This is a genomic window from Streptomyces sp. NPDC048734, assembly GCF_043198675.1.
Classification (GTDB): Bacteria; Actinomycetota; Actinomycetes; order Streptomycetales; family Streptomycetaceae; genus Streptomyces.
Genome location: NZ_JBICUZ010000004.1, coordinates 416,221 through 430,327 on the forward strand (window position 1 = coordinate 416,221; position 14,107 = coordinate 430,327).

Genomic DNA, 14,107 nt, shown 5'->3' on the forward strand with positions numbered 1-14,107 from the left:
CTTGATTCTGTGGGGCACTTGTGAAGAAAAAACAGGCAACCTGCAATCACGTGATGATCATCACCGAAGTAAACCGGCCTACTGTAACGCCAGTTATGCCAAAGACCACCCATGCCGCTAATCGCCCTTGTGACCATCTTCTTTACCTTCAGGACGTGTCACGTACTCACTCACCGTCCTTCCCAAATACCCTCTGCACGTGTCCTGTTGTGCACCGAATGGGTATCTGTGCGCCCCTCGGACAGGCGGAGCGGTCCGTTTCCGGGCCGTGAACGGCGCTTGACTCCGCACGCCGCCCGACTCCGTACGCGCCACAACGCCAGGTGACGCCCTCCCGGAGCTGAGCCATGATCTGTCGGCTGTCGTCGCAGCTGTTTCACAGGGGGAAAGGGAATTCTCATGCCGAGCCGATGGAGCCGATGGCGCCGCTCGCCCGCGCGCCGACCGGTCGCGGCCGTCACCGCCGCTGTCATCACAGCGTCCGGCCTCACGGTCTTCGCGCTGAGCGGGACTGACCAGGAGGATCCGCCGCGCCGTCCCGCCGACGCCCACCAGGCGGCGCCGCTGACGGAGACGGGCGCCGCCGCACGCGCCAAGAAGACCAGGAAGGCCGTCGAGGCAACCGCGCTGCGCACCGCATACGCGACGACCTGGGCGCGCCCGGACGGACTGCTCCAGCGCCGGATCCACGCGAGCCCGATTCGGGCGGAAGTGGATGGGGTCTGGAAGGCCATCAGCACGGATCTGCGCCGCGTGGACGGCGGTTGGGCACCCAGGGCGACCAACGTGGGCATGGTCTTCTCGGGCGGTGCGGGCAAGCCGTCGGGCTCAAGGAGCGCCCAGGTTGCTTCGTACGCCAACAGGTCCACGGGCTCGGACGCCGGTGCGAGTGGGTCCGCCGACCAGCACGCTGACCGCTCCGCTCTCCGCCGGGTCCCACTGCCCGGTAGCGCCGTGAACGCTTCCACCACCAGTGCCGCCGCGAACCCGCTGGTGACGCTCACGGTGGACGGTCATGACATCATGCTGACCTGGCCTGACGCCGTGCCGGCCCCTGTCATAGACGGACCGCGCGCCCTGTACCCGGAGATCCTGCCCGGTGCCGACCTCGTCCTGACGGCGGCCGACGGCGGGTTCGCACAGCTCCTCGTCGTCAAGAACCGTCAGGCCGCGACCGACCCGCGCGTGGCACGCCTGGCGTACGGTCTCAGCTCCTCCGACCTGGACTTCGCGCTCGACCCGGCCACCGGCATCGTCTCGGCCACCGACACGAACGGCGCCGACATAGCGGAAGCGCCGACACCGCTGATGTGGGACAGTGCCGGCACCCCGGCCCTCACCGACGGCCAGGCGGGCAGCAGCGCCTCACCGACCGCCCCCGAGGTCATCCCTTCCGAGCCGAACGTCACCGGCAGTCCGGAGGAGGAGCCGTCCGAGTCGCCCGAGCCGACCGACGAGATGGCCGACACCGATCAGGAGGACCTCACTCCTGAGACGCTGCCGACGGCGACCGACGAGGCAGCCGATCCCTCGGTCGTTGCAGAGATGGAGGGCACCTCACCGCCCGTACCGCCTGAGCCGAGCCCGCTGCCCTCCCAGACCGGTGCCGCCGCCACGCTCTCGCTGTCCGGCGTCAACGGCCCGCAGCCCGACTCCCACGGCTCGCTCGTGGACGTCGACCTGGAGGCTGGCACCTGGGTGTTCAGCCCGGACCAGGCGTTTCTCGCCGATCCGACAACCGTGTACCCCGTCTTCGTCGATCCGTCGATCAAAAAGCACACCAATGACTGGACGACCGCCTACAGCCGCCACCCCAACGCCACCTTCTACAACGGCAAGAATTTCAACCGGGGCGGTACCGACGAGGCACGTGTCGGATTCGAATCGGACACGTGGGGAACCTCGCGGTCCTTCTTCAGCATCGACTGGGACCCAGACCTCAAGGGCTCCACGGTGCACAGCGCCAAGCTGCGTGCCCTGGAGACGTACTCCTGGTCGTGCAGCGCCCGCGCCATGACCGTCCATCTCACCGGAACGATCAGTTCGAAGACGAACTGGAAGAACGCCCCGGCGATGAACAGCGGAAACAAGATCGGCGGAGGCAGTTTCGCGCACGGCTGGAAGTCCAGTTCGTGTCCGGACGAGTACGTCGTCTTCGACGTCAAGACGAGCGCGGCGAAGGCCGTCGCGGGCGGCTGGAAGACGATGACGATCGGAATGCGCGCCTCCGACGAGAACTCTCAGTACTCGTGGAAGAAGTTCCAGGCCAACGGCGGCAACGATCCGTACGTCGACCTGTCGTACAACCGGCCGCCTGCCACCCCGAGCAGCCTTGACCTCGACCCGGACCTAAGCTGTGACACCACGTCGCCGTACATCAATGTCGGGGCGTCATCGCTGACCTTCTGGGCCAACAGCTCCGACAAGGACGGCAACCTCGCCTCCGTGAACTTCGAGCTGTGGCAGACGGGCGGCAGCACGGCCAATCTGCTCGGCGGCAAGGGCAAAGTGTCGGTCGGCAGCCAGAACAGTTCCGCGCGCGTGCACACCGATCCGTTCTCGACGGGCAGCACCGGCCTGAAGTTGGTCAACGGCACGACGTACTCGTGGCGTGCCAAGGCGGTCGACAAATATGGCGCCGCCTCCGCCTACTCGCACAGCAAGATCCCGTGCCGCTTCGTGTACGACACCTCCAAGCCGTCGCCGCCGCTCGCGTCTTCGACGCAGTTCCCGGACGCCGACGCGGCCGACAACGGATTCGGGAACGCACCCGAAGACTCGAAGTGGAGCACGGTCGCCTTCGGCACGGCAGGCACCTTCGGCTTCCGGGCCCGGCAGACGGACGTGGTCCGCTACGAGTACGGTTTCAATCAGGCGTCGTACCCCTTCTCGGCAAACCGCACCAACGGTGCCGCAACCAGCACGACGACCTCCGTGTCGAACGTGAAGCCGCCGCTCGCCGGACCGAACGTGCTGTACGTGCGGGCGGTGGACGACGCCGGGAACGTGTCACAGCCGCTCAAGTATTTCTTCTACGTGACCCCGCGGGACAAGGCCGACGCACCGGGCGACTTCACCGGTGACCGGCGGCCCGACCTGATGGTGGTCGACGCCAACGGCAATCTGCGCCTCTACCCGTCCGAGTCCACGACGGACCTGGCCAAGGGCACCGGCGACCTCGACTACTCCATGTCGGGCGCCTACCGGGGCAACCCCGCCAAGGACCCCAACGGCGACGACGGCCTTCCCGCTTACACCGCCGCACCCTCCGGGTACTGGAAAAGCACTTTGATCACACACCTCGGTGACTTCTACAGTGGTGACGGGCTCCAGGATCTCGTGGCCGTCCGCGAGAACGCGCTGTGGGCCTATCCGGGCGATGGCTACGGCGCCGTCAACATCGACAAACGCCAGCGGGTGCTGCTGCCGTCGAATGCGCCCGCGCCCTCCACGATCACCCAGATCGTGGCGGCCGGAGACGCCACCGGGGACGGGAAGACCGATTTCTTCCTCACCGTCGGCGACGCAATCTGGGCCTTCACCGGCTACAACGGCGCCAGCATCGAGCAGGCCGTCCGGCTCTCCAGCTCGCCGTGGAGCGAGCGTGACATCGTCACCGTCCAGGACGTGACCGGCGATGGGATCACCGACATGGTCTACCGCACGGACGTCTCCGGCCGACTCTTGCTGCGCACCGGCAAGCCGGCCGCTTCGGGCGGCGGAGTCGACCTCAACTCCCTCGCAGCGGCCGTCAACTCCGCGACCGGGACGGACGACCAGTACGGGGCCTCAGGGTGGGGCAGCAGTAGCATCCGCTTCCTGTTCGGCACACCCGACGCCAACGGCGACAACATCCCGGACATTTGGACAGTCCGCACCGACGGCGCGGTTCGCTTCTACGCCGGCTCCCGAAGTGAGTTGTCCGGCTCCGGCACGGAGATCGTGAGCAAGAGCGGAGGGGGCTGGATCAACAAGATGACCATCGGCTGAGCCCCCAGTGAACGGCTCCGTCCCTCCCGAGGGGCGGAGCCGTTGTGCCTGGCAGCTCCGGTCTGTCCCCCGCCTGCGTATTCACCACGTCAAGGCTGCCCCGCCGACCGTGACGATGATTTCGAATGGAGCGTCGAAACCAGTGCGGGCGAGGTGGCCGTCAGGGTCGTGGGTCGGCGGGGCGTCGTCGTCGCCCGGCGGGGTCGAGGGCATCGGTTCGAACGGAGAGGTCTACGAGCAGGGCCTCCTCGGCAAACGGCGATGTGAGGGGCCTCGCGTTCTTCGGATAGGGATCTGACTGTCTATTTCACGCGACGGCTCGCAACTTCACGTGTTCGACGTGGACTTCTCGCGGAGGGCGATAGCCGACGGCCGAGTGAAGGCGTTCGCGATTGTACCAGAATTCGATGTGCCGGGTAATGTCATGCCGGGCGGCCTCGCAGATCAAGTACGTTACCCGCGATACACGTTCGTTCTTCAATGCCCCGAAGAACGATTCCGCCATGGTGTTATCGAAACAGATTCCGGTTCGACCGGCGAAGGCCCAGCCCTTCGAGAACCTTTGCATACTCGTCGGACCCAGCCTCTACGCAGCCACGACCTGAGCCTCAACGCCCTTGCCACCAGCACAAACAGGCTAACTTCCCGGGCTTGGGTCAAGGCCCCTTTTCCCCCTCCCGTCGGTGGGCCGCGGAGCGCTGCTCATCCCAACAAAAGGGTGTAGCAATGGGCACTGACATTGATGCTGATACTCAGGTTCCGGTGGTCGTGACTCGGGCACTGACTGACGCTCTGCTGGGCTGTCCTGCGGCTGTTCTGTCCGGCCGCCGGGACCTGTTCTCATGGATCCGGCCGGGCGGAACATGACCTGGTAGGAGCTTGGTCAGAAGCCCCTTCAATGTCCTGTCTGCGCCACCCGGCCGGTGCCCACCTCCGGCAAGGAAGGCACCATCAGCATGACATCGGCGCCGGCCCAGCACCTCGGAGTCTGGCCCGCCACCATCTCCACCCTCGAACGCGGGATCCGCCGAGACGACCACCTCGCCAACGCCTACCGCAACTGGCTCCAAGCCGCTTGACAGGCAATAGGGGCATCAGCAGCTGATAGGTCATCACGGCGCTGCGTCCTGGTCGAGTCGCCATCAGGCCAGGAGGGCCCACACCGCCAGGTCAATTCACGGGCAGCGAGCCTGAGGCAGCTCAGCTGGGCGAATGCCCTTCTCAGATCCCAATCGGTTCACCATGGCAGCCCTCACACGGCACGTGACCGTCCGTTTCTCACCTGCGGAAACAGCCCCGGTCACGCCAAGCGGATCTCTGCCGACGAATGGCGAAAAGCAGCGGAAGCGCACTCACAACCATAGTGCGCCGGAGCCGCCCCTTCGAACCGTGGTTCTGCGACCACGGCCCGGGGACGTCGCAGGGCCGGGAGGCACTGATCAACCCGCCGCCGCGACGCCTTGGCCAACCGAGCCCCCACGGGACGATTCTCAACGCGGTGTCGTCGCGGTCCTGCGAGGACAGCGCCACGGTTGTAGGGCCGGGTCGAAGAAACAACCCGCCGCTGGCCTCCGCCGGCGCCGGATCCAGCCTTGGTGCAGCCCGGTCAGGACAGTCTTCTGCGGCCCGTCGTCGCGTCTCGAAGCAGTGTCGAGGCCGTCGTCGTCGTACAAGCGCAACATGCGAGCAGCGCTCATCACCACGAACACTTCGAACCAAGGTCCGGACCATATCCGGACCAGCCGTCCGCAGTTTGCGGCCATCGGAGCTGTTTTCGCTGGTCAAACTACACCCGAGCCGTGTACCACCACCTGCTGTCAGCCGTAGTCCCTTCAGGCGGCTTCCCACAGACCGGCATCCAGGATGCGGGCGGCCTTGGTGATGCTGCCCGGCATCAGATGCCGGTAGGTGCGATACGTCTCCTCGATCGACTTGTGGCCCATCCATTCCGCCACGTCGGTGATCGGTATCCCGTTCCCGAGCGCGTTCGAGGCGAAGTAGTGTCGGAAGCCGTACATGCCGACACCGTCCTTTGCAGGCAGGTCCTTGAAGAGCTTCTGCACACGGCGGCGTTCCATCGGCTCCGTGTAATAGCCGCTCGGACCACGCAGAAGATAGCCCTCCTGCGCGGTGCCGTACTTCTCCTCGTACCGCTCGATAGCTTCCCGCACCGAGCGCGGCAGAGGGACCTCCCGGAACTCCCCCGCCTTGCGGTGCTTCAGCTTCGCCGGCCTGTGCGTGTTGGAGTGGATCTGCTCATGCACCCGGTAGACGTCATCCGCCACAACGTTGTTGACGTTCACTGCCCGGGCTCCCCCGTTTCGCAAACCGCAGCCCACCATCATGACGATCTCCAGCGCGAGATCTTCGTCAACGGCAGTCAGCACCTTCTTCACGTAGGCGAGGGACGGGATGACCACCTTCTGACGGACGTACTCCGGCTCCTGGACCCCCTTCACAGGATCATCCGCCATGGCCCCCTTGCCATAAGCGTCCCGCAGGATGGCCTTCAGAGTGCGGAAGATGTTCACCTGGTTTCCGCGGCCCACCCCCTCGGCCTCCAACTCGTCCAGGAAACGCTCGACCACGATCGGCGTGACCGAGTTCAGCTTTCTTGATCCGAGACGGGGGATGATGTGCACGTTGATGGAGCTGTCCACGTGCCACCCTGTGGAGTACTCCGTCATCCTCCGCTGCCGGGGCCGCCACTGCTTCGCGTATTCCGCGACCGTCTGCTGACCGAGTTCACGGCGGGCCTCAGCAACGGATGGCGCTGTCTTCTTTTTCTCCGCGTAGATCTGCGTCAGTCGCTCGATCGCGTCGTCCTGCGTGCCGAAACCAGCCTCTTCACGCTGCTTACCGAGAGCGTCCCTGAATCGAATCGTGTACGGGTGCGGGCAACGGGTCGGCCTGGAACAACCGCACTCCTTGAAGAAGGACCCCATCCCACGAGCGAGCTGTCGAGCCACGCATCAAGCCTTCCGAGCAGGGCGATGGGCGGCGCAGAAGGCCCCTGCCGTAGACGCAGGTCAGCAAGCCGGACACCGTCCGGTCCGATGCTGACCGTTTGCTGACCTGGAGGCCGCGATCAGGGCTCTGACCTGCGGAAACACCCAAACGCTAGATCTTGGACTTGAACAGAGTACGCAGCACTTTGGACTCCCGGAAGACGGCTCCCTGCCTGCTTTCTGCAGGTCAGGGGCGTTGCTCACTGTACATCGGCATGCCTGCAACTCGAAGACTCCGCACAACATCATGCACCGCGGCGAGTAGCCTCCTCACCTGCGCAATCTGCGCGAGGAGACTACCGCCAAGCCGTCGACCGGATGTACGGGCAGAAGACTGTCCCTGTTCAATGCTGATCAGATGCTGACTTACCTGATGTGGCGTCATGCACCGAACTTTCCGACGCAAGTGGAGAACCGGGCAGCGGCAGCGAGATGAAGGATCAGGGTCGACCAGCACACCCCTGACTCACGCGACCCGCCACCTCCGTACCATTTACCCTCCTTCGTCACACCGAGGACCCCAGTGAGTCCGGGCAGATCACGACAGCGCAGATCGTAATGACATCCATTTTCATGTATCGTCTGCCTCGCTCACCGATCGCACCCGGAGGTCCTCATGGCCGTACCCAAACGCAAGATGTCGCGCAGCAACACCCGGCACCGTCGCGCGCAGTGGAAGGCCACGACGCCGCAGCTGGTGCCGGTCACGGTGGACGGGGTCCCGTACCTCGTTCCCCAGCGGCTGGCCAAGGCGTACGAGCGCGGCCTGCTCCGCCCCGAAGGCTGACCCAACATGTCCTACGCCCCCTCGGCGCGCCTTCCCGTCACCGTTTTGTCGGGATTCCTCGGTGCCGGAAAGACCACTCTGCTCAACCATGTCCTCGGCAACCGCGAGGGTCTGCGTGTCGCCGTCATCGTCAACGACATGAGCGAGGTCAACATCGACGCCGCCCTCGTGCGCGGCGGCGAGGCCGCTTTGTCCCGCACCGAGGAACGCCTGGTCGAGATGACCAACGGGTGCATCTGCTGCACCCTGCGCGACGACCTGCTGGAGGAAGTTGACCGGCTGGCGCGCGAGGGGCGCTTCGACTACCTCCTCATCGAGTCCTCCGGCATCTCCGAGCCCATGCCGGTGGCCGCCACCTTCGCCTTCGCCCGCGACGACGGCGCGATCCTCGGCGATGTGGCCCGACTGGACACGATGGTCACGGTCGTGGACGCCGCCAACTTCCTGCCCGAGCTGGCCTGCGGCGACGAACTGACCGAACGGGGCCTGGACCAGTACGAGGACGACGAACGCACGGTCAGCGACCTGCTGATGGACCAGATCGAGTTCGCCGACGTCATCGTCCTCAACAAGCTCGACCTCGTCGATGCCGTGTCCGCCGACCGGCTCCGGGCCACCTTGGCACGGCTCAACCCCGCCGCCCGCGTGGTGCCGGCCGTGCGTGGCCGCGTACCGGTCGGCGAGGTCCTGGGTACCGGCCGCTTCGACCTGGAGCGCGCGCAGCAGGCCCCGGGGTGGGTCAGAGAACTCAACGGCGACCACGTTCCCGAGACGGAGGAGTACGGCATCTCCTCGACCGTCTTCCGCTCCGGAACGCCCTTCCACTCCGGGCGGTTGTGGACGTTTGTGACGGAGGCACTGGACAGCGGCGCCTACGGGCAGGTCCTCAGGTCCAAAGGCTTCTTCACCCTCGCCAGCCGACCCCGTGTGACAGGGCTGTGGTCGCAGGCCGGTTCGGTGGCGCGTTTCGAGCCTTCCTCTGCTCGTGACACCGACAGCCCTTACGCGCAGGAACTCGTCTTCATCGGAACGCAGCTGGACGCGGAGCCGCTGCGGGCTGCCCTGACCGGCTGCCTCATGCAGGACGGCGAAGCTTTGCCCGCTTCCGACCCCTTCCCCGCCTGGGACACCTACGGCTTCGACGAGAGCTGCGCGCACGAGCACGACCCCTCACCACCGTGACGGGGCACTGAAACTCCGGGCCGGGCGGTGGTCGCAGCCACGGCACCGTCCGGCCCGGTACACACCTGTGTCGGAGAGGCCGCTCATGGACGACAGGAAGAAGCCGCGCCTGGGGACGGTGCAGGAGACCCTCCTCACACCGCTGTATGCCCGCGCTGTGAGAACCGCGAGGAACACGCACTTCTGAGGGACGCACGGGCCGAAGAGATCGTCGCCTCGATCGACTACGACTTCGGACGCTTCGGCGATCTCCCGAGCCTCACCGGCGCGCTGCCGCGCACCCTCCTCTTCGACTGGTGGGTGGCGGACTCCCTGTCCGCGCACCCCGACGCCACCGTGGTCGCGATCGGCACCGGACTCAACACACGCCGCGAACGTGTCGGCAACGGCCGCGCCCGGTGGTTCGACCTCGACCTGCCCGATGGGATCGGCCCGCGCCGGAACTTCTTCACGGACAGTCCCCGACGGACGATGATCGCGGCCTCGATGATGGACGAGGCGTGGGCCGCGGAGGTGGCCTCGCACGCCATCGGGCCGTACCTGTTCGTCGCGGAGGCCGTACTGTCCTGCCTGCACGAACCCGACGTGCGCGAGGTCATCGACCTCCTCGTCGACCACTTCCCGGGCGCCCTGCTGGCCCTGGGCACCGCCGGCCTCGGTTTCTTCGACACTCAGGAACAGCACGACGTCCTCAGCAAGGTCACGGCCCGCATGCACTGGTACTGCCCCGCCCCCGCCCAACTGGCCGACTGGTGGCCGGGGGCACGAGTACTGGCGTCACACACCCTCACCAGCCTGCCCGAGGACCTGGTAGCCCAGTCGCCACTCCCCTACCAGCAGATGGTGTCCGCCATGGCCGCGCAGCGGCTCCCCCAGGCCGAGGTCTACCGGCTCAACCTCCTGCGCCTGCCCTGATATCCGCAGGCACGCTCAGCGGGAGGTCCGGCCATGACTCCGCCGAGTCATGGCCGGACGCGGGGCCCGTCGTGCGAGCGGCGCGGCTACCAGGAGGACTTGGTGACCCCGGGCAGGAAGCCGGCGTGGGCCTGCTCACGCACGCGGACCCGCGACAGTCCGAACTTCCGGAGGTGACCGCGCGGCCGCCCGTCCACGCTGTCCCGGTTGCGCACCCGGGTGGCGCTCGCGTTGCGGGGCTGGCGCCGTAGTTCTTCCACTGCGGCCCGGCGTTCGGCGTCGGTGGAGGATGGCCGGCGGATGACCTCCTTCAGCTCCGCACGGCGGGCCGCGTACCGCTCGACGGTCGCCTTGCGCTTCTCGTTCTGCGCGATCTTGCTCTTCTTGGCCATCAGACCTTCCCCCCTCGGGCGCGGATGCGGGCCACGGCGGCCTCGATGCCGATGCTGTCGACGGTCTTGATCGCCTTCGCGCTGAGCGTCAGCCGGACGTACCGCCCCTCGCTGGGGAGCCAGTAGCGCTTGCGCTGGATGTTGGGATCGAAGCGGCGCGAGGTGCGCCGATGCGAGTGGGAGATGGTGTTGCCGAAGCCCGGCTGGGCGCCGGTCAGTTGGCAGTGGGCGGACAAGGTCTTACCTGCCTCTCGTCGGACGACTAGTTCTTGGTAATGGAAATCATTCCCATATACTAACCTCATGGCACGCAACGAGGTACGCCCGATCATCAAGCTCCGCTCCACGGCGGGAACCGGCTACACGTACGTCACTCGCAAGAACCGCCGTAACGACCCCGACCGCATGGTGCTGCGCAAGTACGACCCGATCGCCCGACGGCACGTCGACTTCCGCGAGGAACGGTGACCTCCCGCCACTCCGCCACCGCCCGCCGAACTCAAGGACGCCCCATGAAGCCCGGAATCCACCCCGCTTACGGCCCCGTCGTCTTCCGCGACCGGGCCGCGAACTACGCGTTCCTCACCCGCTGCACCATGACCAGTGACAAGACGATCGAGTGGCAGGACGGCAACACCTACCCGGTGGTCGACGTCGAGATCTCGCACGTCAGCCACCCCTTCTACACGGGGACCGCCCGGGTCCTGGACACCGCCGGGCGAGTCGAGCGCTTCGAGCGCCGGTACGGCCGACGCGGAGCCAACTGATGCGGGACGAGGCCGGACTGCCCGTCGTCATCGTCGCCGGGCTCCACTCCGAGGCACGCCGGACGGTAGTGGACCACCTGCTGCGGCTCGTACCCGCCAGCGTCGCCCTCCATCACGACCTGTCCACAGCGGCCGACGGCACCGTCCTGCGCCAGATGCGCGATGCTTCGGGTGAACTGGCACGGGACAAGGCCCCGTTGGTCAACGACTGCGCGTGCTGCGCGCTGCGCGAGGACCTGATCCCCGAGCTGGAACAGCTCGCCGACGCCGGCCTCACCCGGCTCGCCGTCGTCGAACTGTGGGACTCCGTCGAACCCAAGGGGATGGCCGAGGTCGTCGTCCACCACGGCGCCGACGCGGTCCGGCTCACCAACGTGATCACGGCGGTGGACCCGGCTCTCGTACTCCCCTGCCTCGGCAACGGCGACGACCTGGCCGAGGCGGGCCTCGCGGTCGCAGCCGGCGACCAGCGCACGGTCGGCGACACCTGGGCCAGGCAAGTGGAGTACGCCCCCGTCCTCGCCGTCGTGGACAGCGAGGACGCCGACGAGGAGGACCGGGCACTCCTCAGCCAACTGCACCCCGTCGCCCGTCAGGTGAGCGCCGACTCTCCGGAGCTCGCCCGGCTGGCCTTCGCCGGCTTCGACGCCGAAGCGGCCGCCGCGGCCCAGCACCCTGCCTGCGCCCTGCTCCCCCAGGAAGCCGACGAGGCAGGCGTCACCACCTTCGTCTGGCGTCGGCACCGCCCCTTCCACCCCGAACGCCTCTACCAGGCGCTGGAAGACCTCTGCTGCGCCGCGGCCCGCAGCCGCGGTCGGTTCTGGCTCGCCGACCGCCCCGACACCCTGCTCGCCTGGGACGCCGCGGGCGGAGCCCTGTGCGTGGAGAGCGCCGGCCCGTGGCTCGCCTCCCTGCCGGACGCCGCCTGGGAAATGGTCCCGCCCGTACGCCGAGCGGCCGCCGCACTGGACTGGCACCCCGAACACGGGGACCGCTGCCAGCACCTCGTCTTCACCTCACCCGGCCTGGACCGTGACGGACTCGCACGGGTGCTGGATTCCTGCCTGCTCACCGACGCCGAGTACGCCGCGGGACCCGAAGCGTGGAAACAACTCCCGGCCGCGTTCGACTCTCTGCTCGACCCCGTTGCGTAGAACGGGCCCCATCCACCCCACCGCAGAAGGAGCACCATGGCGCCCCGTCAAAATCCCCGCAAGCCGCTGAAGTCCCGTCCCAACCCGCTGGACGCGGCCGGGGTCACCTACATCGACTACAAGGACACCGATCTGCTGCGGAAGTTCATCTCCGACCGCGGCAAGATTCGCAGCCGCCGTGTCACCCGCGTCACGGCCCAGCAGCAACGACAGACCGCCGCGGCGATCAAGAACGCCCGCGAGATGGCGCTCCTTCCGTACTCGAGCCGGTGAGAAGCAACCACTCGCTCCCTGCGCAAGCCTTTCTGCAGGAAATTCGAAAGCGCACAGAATGCACCCCTAGGAGCAGGGGTGCATTCTGCATTTCCGGGAGGGGTGTCCGTGAAACAGTCAGTGGTCGTCCCAGTGGCCCTCGTGAGCCGCGCGACGGTGGCCGTCGTGCACGTAGTCCATGTGGTCACCGTGGGGGACCGCCACGTGCCCACAGCCCTCACCGTGCGCGTGGGCGTGTTCGGCGTGCTCACGGTGCCCGCCCGCCTCGCACTCATCCGCGTGGCCGTCGTGCTCACGGTGCAGATGCCCATCGTGCACGTAGTCGACGTGATCACCGTGGGGGACTGCCACGTGGCCGCGGTCCTCTCCGTGCGCATGGGTCGACGAAGCGGCCGAACAGCACCAACCCCCCAGGACCGCAACCTCTTTGACTCTATATTGGAAATGATTACCATGTGCGGTACCTCGCTGCGCCACCAGAGACGCCCGGTCCACGCGAGGACGTTCCGTCGTCGAGACCGACCCCCACGTCGGGAGGTGGGCGTCCTGCGCGACGCACCGGCAACGCAGTCACCAGCCCCCTGACGCCCGACACGGCAGCGGATGGCCGTGCTGAGCGCCCTGTACGAGCGCGCCGGCTTCACCTCCACACAGGAACTGCACGAGGCCCTCGAAGCCCAGGGCATCACCGTCGGCCTGACCACGGTCTACCGGACCCTGCACGCCCTGAACCGCTCAGGGCAGGTCGATGTCGTGCGGGACAGGACCGGGGGACGTCTCTATCGCCCGCGGCCCGCCGACGGGCACCGTCACTACCTCGTCTGCCGCGACTGCGGCTCCAGCACGGCGGTCGACGCGGCCCCCGTGGAACGCTGGGCGGACAACCTGGCCGAGACCATGGGGTTCACCGAGGTGGAACACACCATTGAACTGACCGGCGTCTGCGACCGCTGCCGCGTCGGCCCGACCGCGCGGAACCCGGCCGGGCAGGACGCCTGAGCGGCGTTTCACGTCCGGCCTGCGGCGTGGGTCCCCGTCCATCGCGCTCGCCCAGCCCCCACCGTGCGGAGGCCGCTCCGGCACCATGCCCGTGTCTCGCCAAGCTGCTCCGGGCGGGCGCCGCGTGGTAGCCGCCTGCAACTTCCTGTGGGCGGTGCGTTCGGGTGATCATGCGGTGAGGTCGAGTGGTGTGAGCACCAGGAATCACGCGTTGGTGTGAGGCGGGCTCACCGGTGCCGTACGCCTCGTCGCGCGGACGGTCGTGCATGTCGTCCTCGGCGGATCTGCACTCGTCACCGTCGTCACGGTCGCCGGTCTCCTCGGCCCCGCACTCGCGCTCGACCTCGACCTCTGCACTCCGCCCGTCGCTGCCCGGTGGACGGTGTTCACCGCCGTCGTCGTCCAGGGCATCCCGTTCCTCCTGCTCGGCACGCTGGTCTCAGCGGCCATCGGTGCCTTCGTGCCCGAGCGCGTCTTCACCCGGCTGTTGCCGCGCAGCCAAGCCCTCGCCGTACCCGTCGCGGGCGCCGCGGAGACCGGCACATGGGTGACCGCGACGGGCACGTGGCGTCCCGAGGGCGAACTGGGTTCCCCCTCGGCCTGGCCCCCGGTGCTGGACGCCACGACCGTCGTACGGGTC

At 67.3% G+C, this 14,107-nt stretch carries 13 protein-coding genes and 3 pseudogenes; 11 read left to right on the plus strand and 5 right to left on the minus strand.

Annotated features, from left to right (window positions below; all coding sequences use genetic code 11):
- Window positions 1-399: 399 nt before the first annotated feature.
- Window positions 400-3,990: a DNRLRE domain-containing protein gene (locus tag ACGFQC_RS14295; protein ID WP_363087764.1), complete on the plus strand. Its 3,591-nt coding sequence runs from the start codon at window positions 400-402 to the stop codon at window positions 3,988-3,990.
- Window positions 3,991-4,297: 307 nt separating this feature from the next.
- Here ACGFQC_RS14295 and ACGFQC_RS14300 read toward each other — a convergent pair.
- Window positions 4,298-4,525: pseudogene (locus ACGFQC_RS14300) on the minus strand (integrase core domain-containing protein); the annotation flags it as partial.
- A 421-nt stretch (window positions 4,526-4,946) separates the two neighbouring features.
- Between ACGFQC_RS14300 and ACGFQC_RS14305 the strand changes: the two are divergent.
- A complete protein-coding gene (locus ACGFQC_RS14305) occupies window positions 4,947-5,069 on the plus strand; it encodes a hypothetical protein (protein ID WP_363087763.1) in 123 nt (40 codons plus the stop codon).
- A gap of 753 nt (window positions 5,070-5,822) precedes the next feature.
- On the opposite strand, the gene ACGFQC_RS14310 is transcribed toward ACGFQC_RS14305, so the two are convergent.
- Window positions 5,823-6,959, minus strand: a complete 1,137-nt coding sequence (locus ACGFQC_RS14310; RefSeq protein WP_363087762.1) for a tyrosine-type recombinase/integrase — start codon at window positions 6,957-6,959, stop codon at window positions 5,823-5,825.
- A 655-nt stretch (window positions 6,960-7,614) separates the two neighbouring features.
- On the opposite strand from ACGFQC_RS14310, the gene rpmF reads away from it, so the two are divergent.
- The 3 genes from rpmF to ACGFQC_RS14325 are packed head-to-tail and all read left to right on the plus strand — an operon-like array spanning window position 7,615 to window position 9,882.
- Window positions 7,615-7,785 carry a 50S ribosomal protein L32 gene (gene rpmF, locus ACGFQC_RS14315; RefSeq protein ID WP_181658604.1) on the plus strand — a complete coding sequence of 57 codons (171 nt, stop codon included), beginning with the start codon at window positions 7,615-7,617 and terminating at the stop codon, window positions 7,783-7,785.
- A 6-nt stretch (window positions 7,786-7,791) separates the two neighbouring features.
- Window positions 7,792-8,967 (plus strand): GTP-binding protein, encoded by a 1,176-nt coding sequence (locus ACGFQC_RS14320; protein ID WP_363087761.1) that lies wholly within the window; start codon window positions 7,792-7,794, stop codon window positions 8,965-8,967.
- A 27-nt stretch (window positions 8,968-8,994) separates the two neighbouring features.
- Complete coding sequence (locus ACGFQC_RS14325) at window positions 8,995-9,882, plus strand: class I SAM-dependent methyltransferase (RefSeq protein ID WP_363087760.1); 888 nt, start codon at window positions 8,995-8,997, stop codon at window positions 9,880-9,882.
- 86 nt (window positions 9,883-9,968) lie between these two features.
- Here the strand turns inward: ACGFQC_RS14325 and rpsN are convergent, their stop codons facing one another.
- Together rpsN and rpmB are read right to left on the minus strand one after the other, a co-directional pair.
- On the minus strand, window positions 9,969-10,274 hold the full coding sequence (gene rpsN / locus ACGFQC_RS14330; protein ID WP_363087759.1) for a 30S ribosomal protein S14: 306 nt from the start codon (window positions 10,272-10,274) through the stop codon (window positions 9,969-9,971).
- Window positions 10,274-10,510, minus strand: a complete 237-nt coding sequence (gene rpmB, locus ACGFQC_RS14335; protein ID WP_030833456.1) for a 50S ribosomal protein L28 — start codon at window positions 10,508-10,510, stop codon at window positions 10,274-10,276. The genes rpsN and rpmB overlap by 1 nt, the downstream gene beginning before the upstream one ends.
- A 67-nt stretch (window positions 10,511-10,577) precedes the next feature.
- Between rpmB and rpmG the strand changes: the two genes are divergently transcribed.
- The 4 genes from rpmG to rpsR are packed head-to-tail and all read left to right on the plus strand — an operon-like array spanning window position 10,578 to window position 12,468.
- Window positions 10,578-10,742: a 50S ribosomal protein L33 gene (rpmG, locus tag ACGFQC_RS14340; RefSeq protein ID WP_129802794.1), complete on the plus strand. Its 165-nt coding sequence runs from the start codon at window positions 10,578-10,580 to the stop codon at window positions 10,740-10,742.
- 44 nt (window positions 10,743-10,786) lie between these two features.
- A complete protein-coding gene (locus ACGFQC_RS14345; RefSeq protein WP_363087758.1) occupies window positions 10,787-11,041 on the plus strand; it encodes a type B 50S ribosomal protein L31 in 255 nt (84 codons plus the stop codon).
- A complete protein-coding gene (locus ACGFQC_RS14350) occupies window positions 11,041-12,195 on the plus strand; it encodes a GTP-binding protein (RefSeq protein ID WP_363087757.1) in 1,155 nt (384 codons plus the stop codon). The genes ACGFQC_RS14345 and ACGFQC_RS14350 overlap by 1 nt, the downstream gene beginning before the upstream one ends.
- A gap of 36 nt (window positions 12,196-12,231) precedes the next feature.
- Window positions 12,232-12,468, plus strand: coding sequence for a 30S ribosomal protein S18 (gene rpsR / locus ACGFQC_RS14355; protein ID WP_363087756.1), 237 nt, complete (start codon window positions 12,232-12,234; stop codon window positions 12,466-12,468).
- 117 nt (window positions 12,469-12,585) lie between these two features.
- On the opposite strand, the gene ACGFQC_RS14360 is transcribed toward rpsR, so the two are convergent.
- Window positions 12,586-12,882, minus strand: a complete 297-nt coding sequence (locus ACGFQC_RS14360) for a hypothetical protein (RefSeq protein WP_363088053.1) — start codon at window positions 12,880-12,882, stop codon at window positions 12,586-12,588.
- Between the two features lie 183 nt (window positions 12,883-13,065).
- On the opposite strand from ACGFQC_RS14360, the pseudogene ACGFQC_RS14365 reads away from it, so the two are divergent.
- Window positions 13,066-13,467 (plus strand): annotated as a pseudogene (locus ACGFQC_RS14365) (Fur family transcriptional regulator); the annotation flags it as partial.
- A 262-nt stretch (window positions 13,468-13,729) separates the two neighbouring features.
- A pseudogene (locus ACGFQC_RS14370) lies at window positions 13,730-13,999 on the plus strand (hypothetical protein); the annotation flags it as partial.
- Between the last annotated feature and the right edge of the window lie 108 nt (window positions 14,000-14,107).

Excerpts from the sequence above, each read along its gene's own strand:
- rpsN (WP_363087759.1), bottom strand. The coding sequence starts at position 10,274 with ATGGCCAAGAAGAGCAAGATCGCGCAGAACGAGAAGCGCAAGGCGACC.
- rpmG (WP_129802794.1), top strand. The coding sequence starts at position 10,578 with ATGGCACGCAACGAGGTACGCCCGATCATCAAGCTCCGCTCCACGGCG.
- rpsR (WP_363087756.1), top strand. The coding sequence starts at position 12,232 with ATGGCGCCCCGTCAAAATCCCCGCAAGCCGCTGAAGTCCCGTCCCAAC.
- ACGFQC_RS14345 (WP_363087758.1), top strand. The coding sequence starts at position 10,787 with ATGAAGCCCGGAATCCACCCCGCTTACGGCCCCGTCGTCTTCCGCGAC.
- ACGFQC_RS14320 (WP_363087761.1), top strand. The coding sequence starts at position 7,792 with ATGTCCTACGCCCCCTCGGCGCGCCTTCCCGTCACCGTTTTGTCGGGA.
- ACGFQC_RS14350 (WP_363087757.1), top strand. The coding sequence starts at position 11,041 with ATGCGGGACGAGGCCGGACTGCCCGTCGTCATCGTCGCCGGGCTCCAC.
- ACGFQC_RS14295 (WP_363087764.1), top strand. The coding sequence starts at position 400 with ATGCCGAGCCGATGGAGCCGATGGCGCCGCTCGCCCGCGCGCCGACCG.
- ACGFQC_RS14305 (WP_363087763.1), top strand. The coding sequence starts at position 4,947 with ATGACATCGGCGCCGGCCCAGCACCTCGGAGTCTGGCCCGCCACCATC.
- rpmF (WP_181658604.1), top strand. The coding sequence starts at position 7,615 with ATGGCCGTACCCAAACGCAAGATGTCGCGCAGCAACACCCGGCACCGT.